This is a genomic window from Microbacterium sp. ANT_H45B, assembly GCF_008369345.1.
Classification (GTDB): Bacteria; Actinomycetota; Actinomycetes; order Actinomycetales; family Microbacteriaceae; genus Microbacterium.
The window spans coordinates 1,212,126-1,228,617 of sequence record NZ_VOBK01000001.1 but is presented as its reverse complement, the minus strand read 5'-3'; the positions used below and the strand labels follow the sequence as shown (position 1 = coordinate 1,228,617).

17 protein-coding genes and 2 tRNA genes are annotated in these 16,492 nt (G+C 68.0%); 7 read left to right on the top strand and 12 right to left on the bottom strand.

The window, feature by feature from the left end:
- The first annotated feature begins 41 nt into the window (after positions 1-41).
- The 3 genes from pstC to pstB are packed head-to-tail and all read left to right on the top strand — an operon-like array spanning position 42 to position 2,937.
- A complete protein-coding gene (gene pstC / locus FQ142_RS05925; protein WP_056420296.1) occupies positions 42-1,010 on the top strand; it encodes a phosphate ABC transporter permease subunit PstC in 969 nt (322 codons plus the stop codon).
- A 1-nt stretch (position 1,011) separates the two neighbouring features.
- Positions 1,012-2,115: a phosphate ABC transporter permease PstA gene (gene pstA / locus FQ142_RS05920; protein WP_056420293.1), complete on the top strand. Its 1,104-nt coding sequence runs from the start codon at positions 1,012-1,014 to the stop codon at positions 2,113-2,115.
- A gap of 42 nt (positions 2,116-2,157) precedes the next feature.
- The gene (gene pstB, locus FQ142_RS05915; protein ID WP_045254296.1) at positions 2,158-2,937 is read left to right on the top strand and encodes a phosphate ABC transporter ATP-binding protein PstB; all 780 of its coding nucleotides are present in this window, start codon (positions 2,158-2,160) and stop codon (positions 2,935-2,937) included.
- A 183-nt stretch (positions 2,938-3,120) separates the two neighbouring features.
- Here the strand turns inward: pstB and FQ142_RS05910 are convergent, their stop codons facing one another.
- The 4 genes from FQ142_RS05910 to sigK all read right to left on the bottom strand — a co-directional run bounded on the left by FQ142_RS05910 (position 3,121) and on the right by sigK (position 6,301).
- Positions 3,121-4,005: an aminotransferase class IV gene (locus tag FQ142_RS05910; RefSeq protein WP_056420290.1), complete on the bottom strand. Its 885-nt coding sequence runs from the start codon at positions 4,003-4,005 to the stop codon at positions 3,121-3,123.
- Between the two features lie 168 nt (positions 4,006-4,173).
- Complete coding sequence (locus FQ142_RS05905) at positions 4,174-4,803, bottom strand: hypothetical protein (RefSeq protein WP_056420287.1); 630 nt, start codon at positions 4,801-4,803, stop codon at positions 4,174-4,176.
- A 29-nt stretch (positions 4,804-4,832) separates the two neighbouring features.
- Positions 4,833-5,705, bottom strand: coding sequence for an anti-sigma factor (locus FQ142_RS05900; protein ID WP_149422578.1), 873 nt, complete (start codon positions 5,703-5,705; stop codon positions 4,833-4,835).
- A complete protein-coding gene (gene sigK / locus FQ142_RS05895; protein WP_188042319.1) occupies positions 5,702-6,301 on the bottom strand; it encodes an ECF RNA polymerase sigma factor SigK in 600 nt (199 codons plus the stop codon). The genes FQ142_RS05900 and sigK overlap by 4 nt, the downstream gene beginning before the upstream one ends.
- Before the next feature lie 223 nt (positions 6,302-6,524).
- Between sigK and FQ142_RS05890 the strand changes: the two genes are divergently transcribed.
- The 3 genes from FQ142_RS05890 (at position 6,525) to FQ142_RS05880 (ending at position 8,045) form a co-directional block, all read left to right on the top strand.
- A complete protein-coding gene (locus FQ142_RS05890) occupies positions 6,525-7,187 on the top strand; it encodes a fasciclin domain-containing protein (RefSeq protein ID WP_056420277.1) in 663 nt (220 codons plus the stop codon).
- A gap of 128 nt (positions 7,188-7,315) precedes the next feature.
- Positions 7,316-7,388 (top strand) — tRNA-Lys (locus tag FQ142_RS05885).
- A 108-nt stretch (positions 7,389-7,496) separates the two neighbouring features.
- Positions 7,497-8,045 carry a type 1 glutamine amidotransferase domain-containing protein gene (locus FQ142_RS05880; RefSeq protein WP_056420274.1) on the top strand — a complete coding sequence of 183 codons (549 nt, stop codon included), beginning with the start codon at positions 7,497-7,499 and terminating at the stop codon, positions 8,043-8,045.
- A gap of 46 nt (positions 8,046-8,091) precedes the next feature.
- Here FQ142_RS05880 and FQ142_RS05875 read toward each other — a convergent pair whose 3' ends face one another.
- Complete coding sequence (locus tag FQ142_RS05875) at positions 8,092-8,613, bottom strand: CGNR zinc finger domain-containing protein (protein ID WP_149422576.1); 522 nt, start codon at positions 8,611-8,613, stop codon at positions 8,092-8,094.
- 25 nt (positions 8,614-8,638) lie between these two features.
- Here FQ142_RS05875 and FQ142_RS05870 point away from each other — a divergent pair, with 25 nt between their 5' ends.
- Positions 8,639-8,839, top strand: coding sequence for a hypothetical protein (locus FQ142_RS05870; RefSeq protein ID WP_149422575.1), 201 nt, complete (start codon positions 8,639-8,641; stop codon positions 8,837-8,839).
- An 8-nt stretch (positions 8,840-8,847) separates the two neighbouring features.
- Here FQ142_RS05870 and FQ142_RS05865 read toward each other — a convergent pair whose 3' ends face one another.
- From FQ142_RS05865 to topA, 7 genes are all read right to left on the bottom strand, one after another.
- Complete coding sequence (locus tag FQ142_RS05865; protein WP_149422574.1) at positions 8,848-9,375, bottom strand: DUF1697 domain-containing protein; 528 nt, start codon at positions 9,373-9,375, stop codon at positions 8,848-8,850.
- Positions 9,372-9,953 (bottom strand): isochorismatase family protein, encoded by a 582-nt coding sequence (locus FQ142_RS05860; protein WP_149422573.1) that lies wholly within the window; start codon positions 9,951-9,953, stop codon positions 9,372-9,374. Before FQ142_RS05860 ends, FQ142_RS05865 begins: the two co-directional genes overlap by 4 nt.
- An 80-nt stretch (positions 9,954-10,033) precedes the next feature.
- Positions 10,034-10,109: transfer RNA gene (locus tag FQ142_RS05855), tRNA-Thr, on the bottom strand.
- A 51-nt stretch (positions 10,110-10,160) separates the two neighbouring features.
- The gene (locus FQ142_RS05850) at positions 10,161-11,717 is read right to left on the bottom strand and encodes an alpha/beta hydrolase (protein ID WP_149422572.1); all 1,557 of its coding nucleotides are present in this window, start codon (positions 11,715-11,717) and stop codon (positions 10,161-10,163) included.
- Positions 11,714-12,871, bottom strand: a complete 1,158-nt coding sequence (locus tag FQ142_RS05845; RefSeq protein WP_149422571.1) for a DNA polymerase III subunit delta' — start codon at positions 12,869-12,871, stop codon at positions 11,714-11,716. Before FQ142_RS05845 ends, FQ142_RS05850 begins: the two co-directional genes overlap by 4 nt.
- Before the next feature lie 86 nt (positions 12,872-12,957).
- Entirely contained in the window at positions 12,958-13,587 is a 630-nt protein-coding gene (gene tmk / locus FQ142_RS05840; RefSeq protein WP_149422570.1) for a dTMP kinase, read from the bottom strand.
- 29 nt (positions 13,588-13,616) lie between these two features.
- Complete coding sequence (topA, locus tag FQ142_RS05835; protein WP_149422569.1) at positions 13,617-16,475, bottom strand: type I DNA topoisomerase; 2,859 nt, start codon at positions 16,473-16,475, stop codon at positions 13,617-13,619.
- Positions 16,476-16,492: the final 17 nt, after the last annotated feature.

The window sequence follows — 16,492 nt, the reverse complement described above, 5'->3', positions numbered from 1 at the left end:
ATGAAAACCCTGAAAGTCCCTCAGAGCCTGGAGTCGCTCCGATGACCACAACCACAACGGGTCCCGATACCACCCGTTCACCCGGCACACCCCATACGCTGCGCCGACGGGGTGACCTGGTCTTCTCGGGCACCGCGCTGGCCGCCGGGATCATCATCCTCGTCACCCTCGCCGCGGTGGCGCTGTTCCTGATCGTGCAGTCGATCCCCGCTCTGTCGGCGGACACGTCGGACAATCACATCCTCGCGGGCCAGTCGTTCCTCTCCTGGGTCTGGCCGTTCGTCTTCGGCACGCTGTGGTCGAGCCTCATCGCCCTCGTCATCGCCGCTCCGATCGCCATCGGCATCGCGCTCTTCATCTCGCATTACGCCCCCCGCAGGCTCGCCGGCTTCCTCGGCTACATCATCGACCTGCTGGCCGCTGTGCCGTCGGTCGTGTTCGGCCTCTGGGGCGCGCTCACCTTCGCCCCGATGCTCGTGCCCTTCTACAAGTGGCTGAACGAGCACCTCGGGTGGATCCCGATCTTCAGCGGAACGCCCTCGGGCACCGGCAAGACGATCCTCACGGCATCCCTCGTCCTCGCCGTGATGATCCTGCCCATCATGACCGCCATCTGCCGCGAGGTCTTCCTGCAGACACCCAAGCTCCACGAGGAGGCCGCCCTGGCCCTCGGCGCGACGCGCTGGGAGATGGTCAGGATGGCCGTGCTGCCCTTCGCCCGCAGCGGCATGGTGTCGGGAGCGATGCTCGGCCTCGGCCGTGCGCTGGGCGAGACCATGGCCGTGACGCTCGTGCTCTCCCCCCTCGGCATCATCACGTTCAACCTGATCAACCCGGAGAACCCGACGACGATCCCCGCGATCATCGCCCTGCGGTTCCCCGAAGCCCACGACGAGGGCGTCAACACGCTCATCGCCGCGGGTCTGATCCTCTTCATCGTCACCTTCGCGGTCAACTTCGTCGCCCGCTGGATCGTCTCGCGCCGTGCCGAGTTCTCGGGAGCCAACTGACATGACCACCACACTCACCCCCTCGCCCTCCTCGGTGGCCGCTCCCACCCACAGCACGTCGGCCGGGCACCTGCCGAAGTGGGCGCCGTGGGCGCTGCTGCTGGTCGCGTTCGTCGTGTCCGCGACGATCTTCGCGTTCGTCAACGTGGGCAACGACCCGGCCGACTTCAACATCGCGCTCACCCTCGTCGTCGGCCTGATCTTCTACATGGCGCTGATCATGGTGATCTCGACCGTCGTCGAGAGCCGCCGCCACGCGATCGACCGCCTCATGACCGCGCTGGTCTCCGGCGCTTTCGTGGTCGCGCTGCTCCCCCTCATCTCGCTGCTGTACACCGTGGTCGTCAACGGCCTGATGCGCTTCGACGGCGAATTCTTCAGCTTCTCGATGCGCAACATCGTCGGCGAGGGCGGCGGCGCCGTGCACGCCATCTGGGGAACGCTCCTGATCACCCTCGGTGCGACCGTGATCTCGGTGCCGATCGGCCTGATGACCTCGATCTACCTGGTCGAGTACGGCGAAGGACGCAAGCTCGCCCGCGGCATCACCTTCCTCGTCGATGTCATGACCGGCATCCCGTCGATCGTCGCCGGTCTGTTCATCTACTCGGTGTTCTCCCTGATCGTCGGCCCGGGAACCCGGATGGGCATCATGGGCTCGCTCGCGCTGTCGGTGCTGATGATCCCCGTCGTGGTGCGCGGATCGGAAGAGCTGCTCCGCATCGTCCCGAACGAGCTGCGCGAGGCCGCCTACGCCCTCGGCGTGCCGAAGTGGCTGACGATCATCAAGGTCGTGCTGCCGACCGCGATCGCCGGCATCCTCACCAGCGTGATGCTGGCCATCTCCCGCGTCATCGGCGAGACGGCGCCGCTGCTGCTCACCGTCGGCATCGTGCAGGGTATGAACCTCAACATGTTCAGCGGCCAGATGGCGACTCTGCCGGTGTTCTCGTACATGCAGGCGAAGTACCCCGGCATCCCCGTCGACGCCTACCTCGATCGGGCGTGGGCTGCGGCTCTCACCCTCATCGTCATCGTGATGGTGCTGAACCTGCTGGCTCGCATCATCGCCAAGGTGTTCGCACCCAAGATCAACGGCCGCTGAGCCGACACACCCGACTGACTGACTGAACAAGAAGGATCTCCCGTGTCCAAGAGCATCGAAGTCAACGACCTCAACGTCTACTACAGCGACTTCCTCGCTGTCGAAGGCGTCAGCATCGACATCAAGCCCAACACCGTGACGGCGTTCATCGGCCCGTCCGGGTGCGGCAAGTCCACCTTCCTCCGCACCCTCAACCGCATGCACGAGGTCATCCCCGGCGCACGCGTCGAGGGCGAGGTGCTGATCGACGGCAAGAACCTCTACGGCACCGGCGTCGACCCCGTGCTGGTGCGTCGCCAGGTCGGCATGGTCTTCCAGCGTCCGAACCCCTTCCCGACCATGTCGATCAAGGAGAACGTGCTCGCCGGCGTGAAGCTGAACAACACGCGCATGGCGAAGAGCGATCAGGACGCCCTCGTCGAGAAGTCGCTGCGCGGCGCGAACCTGTGGAACGAGGTCAAGGACCGTCTCGACCGCCCGGGATCGGGACTCTCCGGCGGACAGCAGCAGCGTCTGTGCATCGCGCGCGCGATCGCGGTCTCGCCCGACGTGATCCTCATGGATGAGCCGTGCTCGGCCCTCGACCCGATCTCGACCTTCGCGATCGAGGAGCTGATCGCCGAGATCAAGACCCAGTACACGGTCGTGATCGTGACGCACAACATGCAGCAGGCGAGCCGCGTCTCCGACAAGACGGCGTTCTTCAACATCGCCGGCACCGGCAAGCCCGGCAAGCTCATCGAGTACGACGACACCCGCACCATGTTCACGACGCCCTCCGTGCAGGCCACCGAGGACTACGTCTCGGGACGCTTCGGATAACCCGCTCCCCCGCCCTCTCCTCCAGGGTTCTCCACCGTCCGGTCCGCGTCTCGCGGGCACGACGTCGAAGCAGGAGGCTCGACGCGCCGTGCGGCCTTATGGCCCCACGGCGCGTCGTCGTCGTGGGGCCGCAGCCGTGCCCGCAATGGGCGCGATGAGCGCCTGCTGCAGCCCGCGAACGGCTCAGTCGCGCGGCGAGAGCAGGTAGCGGTTGAGGTCGGCGGTGAGATCGTGGTCGACCGGCAGCTCGACGCCGTCGACGGCGGTGATCGGAGCGGCCAGGCGCACGCTCGAGACGAGCCACGCGGCATCCGCACGAGGCAGGTCGGAGGCCGGGACCCGCGCATACTCCGCGGCGAGGCCGCGATCAGCCAGATACTCGTAGACGCTGAGCTGCGTCGTGCCGTGCAGGATGCCGCCGTTCGGCGCGGGCGTCACGAAGCGATCGCCCAGGCGCAGGATCAGCGACGCGGTCGGCGCCTCCAGCACGAAGCCGTCGCGCGACAGGAAGATCGCGTCGTCGGCGCCCCGCCGGTGCGCCTCGCGCAGTGCGGCCATATTGACGGCATACGAGAGGGTCTTGGCACCGAGCAGCAGCCAGGGCGCATTCGCGGCGACATCGAGGTCATACCCGCGGTCGAGCGTCACCACGCGGACGCCCCGCTCGCGCACCTCGGAGAAGTCCGATGCCGGTGCCGCCGTCACCCACGCGGTCGGAGTCGGGCCGTGCTCCACTCCCCGGCTGAGGATGAGCTTGATGACGTACTCGCCCGCCTCGCAGTGCTCCGCGGCGCGCTCGATGGCCTGGCGCCACTGCGCGTGGTTCGGGAGGGGCAGATCGCACAGTGCCGCGGAGTGCGCGAGCCGCTCCAGATGCGGCACGACCTCCTGGGCGTGCCCGTCGATCACGCCGATCGACTCGAAGACCCCGTCTCCGCGCTGCGTGCTCAGCTCGCCCACGCTCAGCGCAGGCGCCGCCGCATCGACGAGGGTGAACGTGTCGGCGAAGTCCGCGCGGACGACGTCGGATGCTGCGGGGTCGATCATCAGAGCGAAGCGCCGGGTCATGGTCCGAGCCTAGAGCCCCGGGAATAGACCCGCAGCGATCTTGTTACACTGGAATGGCCGGGCCGCATAACCCCGGGCTCCAATTTTTGCCGCTGCGAGCGGCCTTCCGCCGAGAGGCGTTCTTGCGGCCCGGTCTTATCCTTCCCCCGGCGATGCGCCAGGGAGACCTCAGACCAGTGCGTCCGATCGCCAGAGCGTCGCGGCGGCCGTGAGGTCCTGGGCGTAGCTGCTCAGCCGCAGCGCGCGCGTGGTCAGTTCGCTCGCTCGCGACGGCTCGGTGAGCTCGTAATCGTCCGCGGTGTGCGTGGCGCCGGAGGCGTGCACCCGGCAGAACGACGCCGCGCGATCGAGAGCGACGGCGAAGTCGCCCCGGAACGCTCCCCGCAGAATGGTGTCGATCAGGGCGACGATCTCGTCGGGGTTCGCGGGAACGGGGGCGCCCGCGACGATCGCGTCGACGGAGGCGAGTTCCACCCGCCCTCTCTCGTACAGCAGCGCTGCCGTGTGCGGATCGCTGTGGATCGCGAGCTGCAGCAGATAGAGCCGCCACAGCGCGCCGGGCAGCGTCCGTGCGGGCGCCTTCGACCACAGCTCCGCGATCTCGTCGATGCCGTGCTCCGCGGTGAAGGCGACGAGCCTGTCGGCGCTCACTCCGCTCTCGTCCGCGCGCACACGCGTCAGGAGAGCGGATGCGGTCGCATGCGCGATCCGCGTCTCCTCCGCAGGGTCGTGCGCCCCGACGATGTTGTCGAAGGCGCTCGAAGGTCGGCGCACGGGACGGGAGAACTGCTCAGGCATCAGTCCAGGGTACGCGCGATCGACGCGGGTCAGGCCGTGGGGATGACGACGACGGGGTCCGTCGTCGGCGAACCCGACGGCGAGCCGCCGGCCTGCTCAACGGTGACCGCGATCACGTCGCCGGCGTGCATGTCGCCGGCGAGAACGGCCGTCGCCTCGCCGCTGTCGGCGTCGAACACGCCTGCGGAGACGGGTGTGTCGCCACGGACGTACCAGAGCTCGTAGGTCTCTCCATCCGCGAGGGACGGGATGCCGTCGGTGACCAGCACCGATGTGCCGAGCGACGCCGACCAGTGTGCGGTGGCCGTGCCGCCGCCCTCCAGCGGAACACTCGCCTGCTGCGCGTCACCGGCCGCCTGGATGTCCTGCAGAGCGATGACGCTCGCGGGGCGGTTCAGGTAGTCGTTGACGGCCACTGCGCCGATGCCCACTCCGACCAGGAGCGCGAGGCACGCGGCCAGCGTGAAGAGGATGCGGAGACGGTGCGGCGGAGCCTTCGGAGACGCCGCAGCACGCGGGTCGCCGGGCTCGAGGCCGTCGGACTCGAGCCCGGCGACCGACGAGGAGTCCTCGGCATCGGCTGAGTCCTTCGTGTCGGCTGAGTCCTTCGTGTCGGCTGAGTTCGACTCGGGGAGGACGTCCGGAACGGAGCCGGACACGATGACCCGGCCGTCCTGGGGCGTCTCGGCGATGCGTGCGAGCAGCGCAGCCCTGATTCCGGGGCCCGGTACCACCGGGGCCGCACCGGATGCGAGCATGCCGGCCGTGTCGACGTCGTCGTCCGCGATCGCCTGCCACTGCGGGTTCGCGACGAGAGCGGCGTGGTAGCGCTGCTGGTCGTCCGGCGACAGCGCGTCGAGTGCCGCTCCTGCCGCGAGTTCCGCGAATTCCTGTTCGTTCATGCTGTCACCCCCATGGCTGTCCGGAGACGCGAGAGTCCGTCCCGCATCCGTGTCTTGATCGTCCCCAGCGGTGCTCCGACGAGCACTGCAACTTCATTTTGACTGTATCCGCCGTAGTAGGCCAGAACGAGTGCTTCGCGCTGCGCCTCGGGAAGAGCTGCGAGCGCGTGGTGGACCTTCTCGCTCTCGATGCCCAGTTCGACCGTCTCCGACACACTGTCGTGTGCGACTCCGATATCCCTGAACCCGGCCCGCACATCCCGGTCCGCGCTGGACTGGGATGCCCGTACCCGGTCGACCGCACGACGGTGCGCGATCGTCATCACCCAGGTTCTTCCCTGCCCCTTGTTCGGAGCGAACTTCGAAGCGGATTGCCAGATCTCGAGGAAGACCTCCTGCAGCACCTCTTCGCTCTGCGAACGGTTCACCAGGACCCGCAGGATCAGGCCGAACGCGCGAGAGGACAGAGCGTCGTAGAGCTCGGCGAACGCGCGCTGATCGCCGCCACCGATACGTACGAGCAGGTCGGCGACAGCATCCCGCGGCGCACCTTCTTCGGGTACGTCCATTCCATCGATGACCATCTCTACCAGCATGCCGCATTCACCCCGCTTTCCCCTGCAACCGCCACCCGAAAGTGACGTAAACGAGTCCTCTTAAGGACATGTCGTCGAGAGCTGTTCGCCACAGAGCGGGAATCGGATTGAATCCGGCGCCCGGAAAAAAACTTCTGCGTTTCTCCCATCCGATCCCGACGGGGCTCCGAACGACTGTCAACGCCACGGAGAGGCCGTGGCAAATGTTCTGAAGGAGCTTGAGATGTTCAGCACCAAGAAGAAGGTCACCGCAGCGATCACCCTCGGCCTTGCGAGCGCATTCCTGCTCTCCGCATGTTCCATGGGCGGAACCACCAGCAGCGACGAGCCGTCGGAGTCGATGGCTCCGGAGTCCTCCGAGACCACGGCCCCCGAGACGATGGACCCGGCCGCGGACCTCGTCGGCCCCGGTTGCGCCGCATACGCAGAGGCAGTGCCGGACGGCGCCGGATCGGTCGAGGGCATGTCCCTGGACCCGGTTGCGACCGCTGCATCCAACAACCCGCTGCTCAAGACGCTGGTTGCCGCAGTCAGCGGACAGCTCAACCCCGACGTCAACCTCGTCGACACCCTGAACGGTGACGAGTTCACCGTCTTCGCCCCCGTGGACGACGCTTTCGCCAAGATCGACCCCGCCACCATCGAGGCACTCAAGACCGACAGCGCCACGCTGAGCTCGATCCTGACGTACCACGTGGTCCCCGGCCAGATCGCTCCGGCTGACATCGATGGCACCCACGCCACGGTCAACGGCGCCGACCTCGAGGTCACCGGCAGCGGCGACTCGATCATGGTCAACGACGCCAACGTCATCTGCGGTGGAGTCAAGACCGCCAACGCCACCGTGTACCTCATCGACTCGGTGCTGATGCCCCCGGCCGCGTAAGGCAGAGAAACACCGAGGCACACTCGGTGAACCGTCTCGTCACTCAGGGGGAGGACGACGAGACGGAGAAGGAGCCGCTGGCGACACGTCGTCAGCGGCTCCTTCTTTGCGCAATAGACTGGTCATGCGGGCCTCTAGCTCAGTTGGCAGAGCATCGGACTTTTAATCCGCGGGTCGTGGGTTCGAGCCCCACGGGGCCCACCGTTATCACCGCACCGACGATCCGGCCACCCCCTTCACGGGGCCGGCGTCCTACGAGAGTGTCGAGGTATCCCATCCGGGACATCGACCTCCACGAAAGGACGCATCATGGCGACTCTCACCGACAGCCGAGTGGCATTCCTGGCCACCGACGGATTCGAGGACAGCGAGCTGACCAGTCCGTGGGAAGCGGTGCAGGGCGAGGGCGCGAGCGCCACGCTCATCGCCCCCGAGGGGCTGCAGATCACCGGGAAGAACGGACATGTGCAGCACGTCGACCTGACCTCCGACACCGCGAAGGCCGACGAGTTCGACGCGCTCGTGCTCCCGGGAGGCGTCGTGAACGCCGACCAGCTGCGCCTCGACAAGGCCTCCATCGACCTGGCCCGCTCGTTCTTCGAGCAGCACAAGCCGGTCGCCGTCATCTGCCACGGCGCATGGATCCTGATCGAAGCGGGAGTCGTCGACGGACGCACCCTCACGAGCTACCCGAGCCTGGCCACCGATCTGCGCAACGCCGGTGCCACCTGGGTCGACGAGGAGGTCGTGGTCGACGAGGGTCTCGTCTCGAGCCGGACACCCGACGACCTGCCCGCCTTCAACGCGAAGCTGATCGAAGAGGTCGCCGAAGGGCGGCACGCCGAGCAGACGGCGTGATCTGATCTGATCTGATCTGATCTGATCATCCTCCGGCGGTCCGGTGTCAGGCGCCAGCGCGCGCCCTGTGACGCCGGACCGCCGCTCTGTTCGCGCAGCGCACCGAGCAGAACCGCTGCCTGCCGTTCCGGGTGACGTCGACGACGACGTTCGTGCAGGGCGAGGCCTCGCATCGCCCGAGGCGATCCATGCCGCGGGTGACGAGGTGCAGCGACGTGCCGACCGCGAAGATCGCCCGGAGCACGTACGGCAGCGACTGCACGTCGTCCCGGTAGTGCAGGTGCCAGCCCTCCCCGTCATGATTCGTGAGGCGGGGATAGGCCGCTGCCTTCGCCATCTGCGCGTTGAGCACCTCGGCTCGCGCGGCGGGGTCGCGTTCGTCGACGATCTGCAGCCAGTCGTCGACGACCTCGCGGACACGCTCGTGATCATCGCGTGCGGGCGGGAACGTCATCGTCATGCCCCTCTCGAGCGTTCTTTCCTCGATGCCGGCACGATCGTCGGGAAAGTCGTCTGCGAGCGACGCGGCCAGCAGCACCGCGTACTCGCCGTAAGGGTTGAGATGCATAAGGACATTACATCACGCTGGACGCATGACCTCTCTGCACACACTTCCGATCCCCCGCCCGACCGCTCCCCCGCATGAGCACGCCTGGGCCGTCGACTCCCGCCACACCACCAGCGAGGGCACGGTCGTCTACGTCCGCTGCGTCGGATGCGGCGTGCACCGCGTGGACCTGCAGACGGATCCGCACCGCCCGCCCCTCGCCCTGAGCAGGGAGACCTCGGACTGAAGACGCGCTCACGCGGTCAGCTCGACCAGCTTCCTGACGGTGCGGAGGTTGCGAGCCGTGCCGGCGACGCCGAGCGCCCGGTCAAGGACGGCCTTGGTGAGCTTGGTGCTGTGCACCCCGCCCTCGCTGTAGGCGATCCACAGGTCCTCGCCGATCAGGGAGATCCGCTCCCCCGGCACGAGACGCTGCTCCAACGTCTCGACCGCCTCCGGGGATGCCGGCCCCTCGAGGAACATCGCATGCAGCAGCTTCTCGGATGCATCGGCGAAGGGGTGAGCCTCCATCGCGCGGGCGAGCGCGTCGTGGGTGCGCAGGATCACCGGAGTGTCGACACCGAACTCCGCGGCGATCAGCGCACGGACCCTCGCGCGGGCGGCCGTCGGGTCGTCAGGCTGCTCGCACAGGATGTTGCCGCTCGCGATGTAGGTCGAGACTTCTCCGAGCTCGGGGGTGAGCACCTCGCGCAGCCGTGCCATCGGCACGAGGTTGCGGCCCGACACGTTCACCGCCCTCAGCAGCAGCGCGCTGCGAGTCATTCCGCGGCGCTCTCCGTCAGGACCGCCCCGGCGTGGGCGAGCTCGGCGAGGGCCGCGGCGCTCGGCTCCGCCGCGACGCCGGCGATCAGGTCGGTGAGGATCCGCACCTGCACACCGTGCGCGATCGCATCGAGGGCGGAGGCTCGGACGCAGTGATCGGTGGCGATCCCCACGACGTCCGCGACGAGTACGCCCGCATCGGCCAGAATCCCGGCGGCGGTCTCTCCCGCCTCGGTCGTCCCCTCGAACATCGAGTACGCCGGCTCGCCCTGCCCCTTGCGGACATGGTGGGTGACGGCATCCGTCACCAGCAGCGGGTCGTACTCGGCCCCGTCCGAGCCTTCGACGCAGTGCGGAGGCCAGGTGTCGACGAAGTCGGGGCTCTCGGCGAAATGACCGCCGTTGTCGCCGTGCGCGTCGTGCCAGTCGCGCGAGGCGACGATCACGTCGTACTCCGCCGCGTGAGCCTCCAGGAAGGCGGAGACGGCGGATGCCACGGCATCCCCACCCGCGACGGCGAGCGCGCCGCCCTCGGTGAAGTCGTTCTGGATGTCGACGATCAGAAGCGCTCTGCCCATGCTCCGAGCGTACGCGCCATCCGACGACGGCTCACCGGAAACCAAAAGGCCCCGTGATCTTTTCAGATCACGGGGCCTGCTGGAGCCGCTTGTCAGAATCGAACTGACGACCTTCTCATTACGAGTGAGATGCTCTGCCGACTGAGCTAAAGCGGCGCGATCATCGATATTACCCGTTCCGGACCCGCACCGCGAATCGACGTCGAGTCACTCGCAGCGCAGTCCGTCCTCGGGCACCACATCGTCGAGGAGGAATGCCTCGACCGCGTCGTCCACGCAGGCGTTGCCCTTGTTGTATCCGGTGTGCCCCTCGCCCACACGGGTGATGAGCACGCCCTCCTGGAGCTGGTCGGCGAGCGACTCCGACCACTCGTACGGGGTGGCCGGGTCGTTGGTCGTACCGACCACGACGATCGGGCCTGCGCCCTCGGCGGTGATCTCGCCCCGGGTGCCGGTCGGTGGGTACGGCCACACGGCGCACGAATCGGGTCCGTTCCAATACGGAGCGATCGTCGGCGCACCCTCGGCGATCTTCGCGGTCGTCGCCGCCTCGGCGCTCGGGTCGTCTTCGACCGGGTAGTCCATGCAGTTGTAGGCGCGGAATGCCTCGCTGGAGTTGTCGAGGTAGCTGCCGTTCTCGCGTCCGTTGTAGAAGTCCGCCAGGAAGAATGCGGTCGTCGGGTCGCCCTGCAGCGCCTCGTCGAAGGCCTGGGTGAGGTACGACCAGCTGTCGGACGAGTAGAGCGCGGCGATGATGCCGGTCATCAGCGAATCGGCGCCGAGCAGGCGCCCGTCGCCGTTCTTGAGCGGCGACGCGTCGACGCTCGCGAGCAGCGCGCCGAGGTCAGCCATCGCCTCGTCGACGGTGCCGGCGAACGGGCACTCCCCCGAATCCAGGCAGTCCTGCATGTACGCACGCAGCGCCGATTCGAATCCGAGCGCCTGCGTCGCGCCGACCTCGAGGCCGGAGACCGCGGGATCGATGGCCCCGTCGAGAACGAGGCGTCCCGCCTTGTCGGGGTAGAGGCTCGCGTAGGTCGCTCCGAGGAACGTGCCGTAGGAGTACCCGAGGTAGTTGAGCTGCGTGTCGCCCAGCACTGCGCGGATCAGGTCCATGTCGCGCGCCGCGTTGATGGTCGTGATGTACGGCAGGATCCCGCCGCTGTTCGCCTCGCACGCCTCGGCGAACTTCTTGTGCCCCGCGAGCAGTTCGGCCTCCCACTCCGCACTGCCGCGCTTCGCCGTGGGGATCGTGTAGAGGTAGTCGTCCATCTCGGACGCGTCGAAGCAGGTGACCGCCGTGGACTGACCGACGCCGCGCGGGTCGAAGCCGATCACGTCGTAGTTCTCGATCAGGTCGGAGCCGACGGCGAAGTCGAGGCTGTCGCGGATGAGCTCCACACCGCTGGCGCCGGGGCCACCGGGGTTGGTGAGCAGGGAACCCTGCGCGGTACCGGTCGCCTGGTGGCGCACCACCGACAGCGTGATCTCGCCGTCGCCCGGGTTCTCCCAGTCCAGAGGCGCGGTCACGTCGGTGCAGTCGAAGCCCGTGCCGCATTCGCTCCACGAGAGAGTCTGCCCGTAGAAGGACATCAGATCTGCGGCGACGCCCTCGGTGTCGGGGGACTTGGTGGTCGAGGGCTTCGGCTCGGCCTGCTCGGGGATCATCGAGTACAGGCACCCCGAGAGGGCGACGGATGCGGCGGCGAGGCCGGCGATCACCGCGACGGTGCGGCGCAGGCGGGAAGTCGGTCTGGTGTTCACGGTGTCCTCCCACTCGTGACAGTCACGAGCAAGCTCTCGAGGGCGAGAAGCGGTGCGACGTTGCGCTCCAGCGACTGGCGGGTATCGGCTAGGTGTTCGAGTACGACAAGAGTACGGGTCTCGGGCCAGGCGGCGGCGAGCGCCTCGAGTTCTTCACGGAGCTCGCGGTTGATCAGGTCGTCGCCCCGCCCGAACTGCAGCATCACGACGTCGCGGAAGAGCGACTGCAGATCTGTGAGCACACGGTCGATCCCGTCGCGCAGGCTGCGCGTGGCGCGCTTCTTCTGGTCGTCTTCGAGCGCGGAGATCTGCGTGCGCAGCGCCGGCGGCACCGCCTGCCCCTCGGCGATGCCGACGGTGCGGAGGAGGCTCGCGCGCTCACTCGCGTCGCGCTCGGCCGTGAGGGTCTTCGCGTCGTCGTTCGCCGCCTGGATGATGCGACCGGCCACCTCGACGGCGTCGTTGACCCCGCGAACGCCCAGAACCGATCTCAGCGTGTCGTCGCGTCGGCGTCGCGCGGCCTCGTCGGTGGCGAGTCGCTGCGCCATCCCGATGTGTCGCTGCGCGTGCCGGGCGGCCTGTTCGGCGACGGCCTCGTCGGCGCCCGTCCGGAGCGTGATCAGACGCGCGACGTCGGCGACATCGGGCTCTCGCAGTCGCAGCGAACGGACCCGCGAGCGGATCGTGGGGAGCAGATCGGCCTCGCTGGGTGCGCACAGGATCCACACCGTGTCTTCGGGGGGCTCCTCGAGCGCCTTCAGCAGCACGTTGGACGTGCGTTCGACCATGCGGTCGGCGTCTTCGACGATGATCACGCGGTAGCGGCCGGCAGACGGGGCGAAATACGAACGCTCGACGAGGGCGCGGGCTTCGGCGATCGTGATGATCACCTTGTCGGTGCGCAGTGCGGTGACGTCGGGGTGCGTGCCGGCGAGGACCTGGCGCATCGCCGCCTCGTCGTCGGGACGGTCGGCGATCAGCGCCGCGGCGAACGCATGCGCGAGAGTCGATCGCCCGGACCCGGGCGGACCGGTGATGAGCCAGGCGTGCGAGAGCGCCGTCGGATCGGCGGCCGCGTGGCGCAGCGTCTCGACAGCGGCGTCCTGCCCCCAGACGTCCGCCCACGGAAACGGGGCGGCGATGGTCTGAGGCATGCCCTCAGCCTAATCGGGAGCACCGACGTGCGCGGCACCGCTGTCGAGGTCGCACCGCCGAGGACGTCGCTCCGCGGTCGGGCTGCTCAGCCGAGGAGAGTCGCCACGCGGTCACGGATGTGCGCTGCGATGGCCTCGGGCGATGCGGAGGCGTCGAGAACGAGGAAGCGCTCGGGCTCGGCCTCGGCCAGGGCGAGATAGGAATCGCGCACGCGGGCGTGGAACTCGGTCTTCTCGGCCTCGAGCCGATCGAACGGCTTGTCGGCGGAGTCGAGACGTACCCGCGCCGATTCGGGGTCGAGGTCGAGCAGCACGGTGAGATCGGGCAGGGCGCCTTCGGCTGCCCACAGCGAGAGGTCGCGGATCTCGTCGCCGTCGAGCACACGGCCCGCACCCTGGTAGGCGACCGACGAATCGAGATAGCGATCCTGCAGCACGACCTCACCGCGGGCGAGAGCCGGCCTCACGACCGTGGCGACATGGTGTGCGCGGTCGGCGGCGTAGAGCAGAGCCTCGGCGCGCGGTGCGATGTCACCGCGGTGGTGCAGCACGATGTCGCGGATCAGCTGGCCGACTTCGGAGCCGCCGGGCTCACGGGTGCGCACCACAGTGCGTCCCGCATCCGTCAGCCAGTCCGCGAGGAGGTTCGACTGAGTCGTCTTGCCCGACCCGTCGCCGCCCTCGAGAGTGATCCAGACGCCGGACCCCGACGTCACGAACCGGCCTTCACTTCGACTCGCTCCGCTCACTCAGTACGACGCTTCGCCGCGTTCGCGGCACGCGTCGCCGCCGCCTTCTTGGCTGCGGCGGAGCGCGCAGCGGCCTTCTCTGCATCCGTCGCCGACGCCTTGGCCGGAGCCTTCTTGGCGGCAGGCTTCTTCGCGGCGGGCTTCTTGGCCGCGGGCTTCTTGGCCGGAGCCTTCTTGGCCGGCGCCTTCTTCGCTGCGCCGCGCTTCGGGGCCGGGCCCTTGGCGCGCTTGTCGGCGAGCATCTGCACGGCGATCTCGAAGGTGATGTCCTCGGGCTTCTGACCGCGGGGGATCGTCACGTTCGTCTCGCCGTCGGTCACGTACGCACCGAAGCGACCGTCGCGGATGCGGATCGGCTTGTTGCTCACCGGGTCCGCCTCGAACTCCGCGAGCGCGCTGGAGGCTCGACGGGATCCTGCGCCGTACTTCGGCTGCGCGTAGATCTCCAGCGCCTTCTCGAGCGTGACGTCGAAGATCTGCGATTCGCTGTCCAGCGAGCGAGAGTCGGTCCCCTTCTTCAGGTAGGGACCGTAGCGTCCGTTCTGCGCGGTGATCTCGTCGCCGGTCTCGGGGTCGGCCCCGACCACTCGCGGCAGGCTCAGAAGCTGGAGCGCGGTGTCGAGGTCGATGGTGTCGACCGACATCGAACGGAACAGCGAGCCGGTGCGCGGCTTCGGCTCGGCCTCTTTCTTCGCCCCGCGCTTCGGCTTGGGCTTCTCCTCGACGACCTCGCCGGTGGCCTCGTCGACCGCGGCGTCCTCGGACACCGGGTCGTTCTCCTGCACGTAGGGCCCGAACCGGCCGTCCTTGACGACGACGATCTTGCCGTTCTCCGGATTGACGCCCAGCACACGGTCGCCGGCGACGGGCGCGTCGATGAGCTCCTGCGCCTTCGCCGCGGTCAGCTCGTCGGGCGCGAGGTCTTCGGGGACGTTCACGATGCGCGGCTTCTCGTCGGGCGCCTCGGGGTTGGCGACCTCGAGGTACGGCCCGTACTTGCCGAAGCGCAGAGTCGCGTTCTCGGTGATCGGCGTGGAATTCAGCGCCCGCGCGTCGATCTCACCCAGGTTGTCGACGACCTGGCGGAGGCCGACGTGCGAATCGGATCCGAAGTAGAAGGAGCGCAGCCACTCGACGCGCTTCTGCTCGCCGCGGGCGATCGCGTCGAGATCGTCTTCGAGCGATGCCGTGAAGTCGTAGTCGATCAGGTGCGCGAAGTGCTCCTCGAGCAGTCGGACGACACTGAAGGCGAGCCAGGTCGGGACGAGCGCCTGGCCTCGCTTGGTCGCGTAGCCCCGGTCGATCACGGTCCCGATGATGCTCGCGAACGTGGACGGTCGGCCGATGCCGTGCTCCTCGAGAGCCTTGACCAGCGAGGCCTCGGTGAATCGCGGCTTGGGAGTGGTGCGGTGCCCCTTGGCCTCGGCATCCGACATCGTGAGCTCGTCGCCGACCGCGACCACGGGGAGCGACTGGTCGTCGGAACGATCCTGGGAGTTGCGCTTCTCGTCGCGCCCCTCTTCGTACGCGTCGAGGAAGCCCTTGAAGGTGTAGACGGTTCCGGATGCCGTGAACTCGGCCTTCTGCCCGGCCGCATCCACGAGGATCGTGACTGTCGTCGTCTCGTACTTCGCATCGGCCATCTGGCTCGCGACGGTCCGCTTCCAGATGAGGTCGTAGAGGCGGTGCTCCTCGCGGTCGAGCTCGGAGGCGACGGACTTGGGGGTGCGGAAGTTCTCGCCCGAGGGACGGATGGCCTCGTGCGCCTCCTGCGCGTTCTTGCTCTTCGACTTGTACACGCGCGGCTTGAGCGGCACGGCGGTGTCGCCGTACAGCGCGACGGCCTGGCTGCGGGCGGCCTGCACCGCCTGCGTGCTCAGCGCCACGGAGTCGGTTCGCATATAGGTGATGTAGCCCTTTTCGTAGAGCCGCTGGGCGACGCTCATCGCCTGCTTCGCGCTCATCGAGAGCTTGCGCCCTGCCTCCTGCTGCATCGTCGAGGTGGTGAACGGGGCGTACGGGCTGCGGGTTCCGGGCTTCGCCTCGACCTTGGTGACCGTGCCGGATCCCGCCGAGTCGACGGCCAGCGCGAGGGCTGCCGCCTTCTTCTCGTCGAGGATGACGACGGCCTTCTTCAGCGCGCCCGTGTCGTCGAAGTCGGTGCCGCGGGCGAGCTGGCCGCCGTCGACGCGGACGAGACGCACCGTGAACCCGGCGCTCGAGGTCGCGACGGCCTCGACGTCCCAGTACTCGGCAGACACGAACGCCATGCGCTCGCGCTCGCGCTCCACGATCATCCTCGTGGCCGCGGACTGCACGCGTCCGGCCGACAGGCCGGTCTTGACCTTGTACCAGAGCACGGGCGAGACGTCCCACCCGTAGAGACGGTCGAGGATGCGGCGGGTCTCCTGGGCGTCGACGAGGTCGGTGTCGAGTTCGCGGGTGTTGCCGATGGCCGCCTGGATGGCGTCCTTCGTGATCTCGTGGAAGACCATGCGCTTGACGGGGACCTTGGGCTTGAGCGTCTCGAGCAGGTGCCAGGCGATGGCCTCGCCCTCGCGGTCCTCATCAGTGGCGAGCAGGAGCTCGTCGGCGCTCTTGAGCGCGCGCTTGAGTTCGGCGACGGTCTTGGTCTTGCGATCGGAGACGACGTAGTAGGGATCGAAGTCGTTGTCGACGTCGATCGAGTACTTCCCGTACGCCTGCTTGTCCGAGGCGGGGATGTCCTTCTTGTCTGCGAGGTCGCGGATGTGCCCGACCGAGCTGAGGACCTCATAGCCGTCGCCGAGGTACCCCTGAATCGACCGCATCTTCGTCGGGGACTCGACGATGACGAGCTTCTTGCCTTCAGCCAAGGGAGCATCCTTTCTTC

What these genes read in the sequence shown, in the direction of transcription:
- pstC (WP_056420296.1), top strand. Translation starts at nt 42, where the DNA reads ATGACCACAACCACAACGGGTCCCGATACCACCCGTTCACCCGGCACA.
- pstA (WP_056420293.1), top strand. Translation starts at nt 1,012, where the DNA reads ATGACCACCACACTCACCCCCTCGCCCTCCTCGGTGGCCGCTCCCACC.
- FQ142_RS05910 (WP_056420290.1), bottom strand. Translation starts at nt 4,005, where the DNA reads ATGACCCGGCGCTTCGCTCTGATGATCGACCCCGCAGCATCCGACGTC.
- FQ142_RS05905 (WP_056420287.1), bottom strand. Translation starts at nt 4,803, where the DNA reads ATGCCTGAGCAGTTCTCCCGTCCCGTGCGCCGACCTTCGAGCGCCTTC.
- FQ142_RS05900 (WP_149422578.1), bottom strand. Translation starts at nt 5,705, where the DNA reads ATGAACGAACAGGAATTCGCGGAACTCGCGGCAGGAGCGGCACTCGAC.
- sigK (WP_188042319.1), bottom strand. Translation starts at nt 6,301, where the DNA reads ATGCTGGTAGAGATGGTCATCGATGGAATGGACGTACCCGAAGAAGGT.
- FQ142_RS05890 (WP_056420277.1), top strand. Translation starts at nt 6,525, where the DNA reads ATGTTCAGCACCAAGAAGAAGGTCACCGCAGCGATCACCCTCGGCCTT.
- FQ142_RS05880 (WP_056420274.1), top strand. Translation starts at nt 7,497, where the DNA reads ATGGCGACTCTCACCGACAGCCGAGTGGCATTCCTGGCCACCGACGGA.
- FQ142_RS05875 (WP_149422576.1), bottom strand. Translation starts at nt 8,613, where the DNA reads ATGCATCTCAACCCTTACGGCGAGTACGCGGTGCTGCTGGCCGCGTCG.
- FQ142_RS05870 (WP_149422575.1), top strand. Translation starts at nt 8,639, where the DNA reads ATGACCTCTCTGCACACACTTCCGATCCCCCGCCCGACCGCTCCCCCG.
- FQ142_RS05865 (WP_149422574.1), bottom strand. Translation starts at nt 9,375, where the DNA reads ATGACTCGCAGCGCGCTGCTGCTGAGGGCGGTGAACGTGTCGGGCCGC.
- FQ142_RS05860 (WP_149422573.1), bottom strand. Translation starts at nt 9,953, where the DNA reads ATGGGCAGAGCGCTTCTGATCGTCGACATCCAGAACGACTTCACCGAG.
- FQ142_RS05845 (WP_149422571.1), bottom strand. Translation starts at nt 12,871, where the DNA reads ATGCCTCAGACCATCGCCGCCCCGTTTCCGTGGGCGGACGTCTGGGGG.